The following is a 1,202-nucleotide window of genomic DNA, read 5'->3' as shown; positions in this document are numbered from 1 at the left end:
GAGCGAAGATGATACAGCCCATCGGGCGCATCCCCCAGCCGATAGAGCACGACGCCTCGGTCGACCTTCTTCTCCACGCAACGCGTCAGGATTCGGGCGCGATCCTCCTTGGGGAGAAGCGAAATCCAGCCGGCCGTCGTGACCTCCTGTACTCTCGCCTTGCCCGATACTCCCACAAATCAATCCTCCGGAATGACTGCCACCGGCATTCGTGTGTCCTACTGTCTGCTAGCGTCATAGCTACACGCCGCGGAATCGGTACCCACTGAAGATATTGATGCCATCAGAACGGAGAGACAACCATGGAAAGACGGAGCTACCGCATCGCGTTCGTACTTTGCCCCATTCTCGTGCCGCTCCCCGCCCTCGCGCAAGAACTTCCCGGTGTGCGACCTGGCATGGATGTCGAGTACTCGCCTTATCTGCAAGAGGACTTTCCAAACCAGGTTTTCTTCGGAGATACACATTTACATACCTCGTTCTCGGCGGATGCTGGCCTTGTGGGTGCCACAACGACACCAGATGACGCGTTCCGTTTTGCCAAGGGCGAGGAAGTGATTTCTTCGAACGGTATTCCGGCACGGCTTCGGCGGCCGCTAGATTGGCTTGTTGTCACTGACCACGCGGAGAACCTCGGCATTCCCGCTGCGTTGGCGGCGGAAGACCCGGTGCTAACCGACACGGAGTGGGGCGCGCAACTGGCCGAGATTGCCGCACCGGGCACCGAAGAGTCGATGATCGCGTCCTACGAATTCTGGATGCAGGCAACGTTCGCCGGGGAGGACCCGCTCGCTGGGACGCCCTTTGGTCAGACGATGTGGGAGGTTGCGACCGATGCCGCAGAACGGCACAACAACCCTGGTGCCTTCACTGCATTCATCGGGTTCGAGTGGACGTCGCAGCCCAACGGTTCGAATATGCACCGAAACATAATCTACCGGGACGGCAAGTATCTAGCCGACCAAAAAGTACCGATCAGTTCATATGATACGGATGATCCCGAGGTGCTCTGGGACTGGATGGCGGATTACGAGGCTGCCACCGGCGGGCGTATGCTAGCCATCCCCCATGGCGGCAACCTTTCGAACGGGCTGATGTTCGACGACATCACGCTCTCAGGCGAGCCGCTTACCGAAGCTTATGCGCAACGGCGCATGCAGTACGAGCCCCTCTATGAGATCACGCAGATGAAAGGAGACGGC

1 protein-coding gene is annotated in these 1,202 nt (G+C 58.9%); it reads left to right on the top strand.

Annotated elements, in window-relative coordinates; genetic code table 11:
- Positions 1-302: 302 nt before the first annotated feature.
- Positions 303-1,202, top strand: a 900-nt coding sequence (locus AC2FMD_RS18060; protein ID WP_496795309.1) for a DUF3604 domain-containing protein, incomplete at its 3' end; no start/stop codon positions are given.

The organism is Ruegeria sp. BHSC276, assembly GCF_059612945.1.
This window is presented reverse-complemented; position numbering and strand designations above follow the sequence as displayed.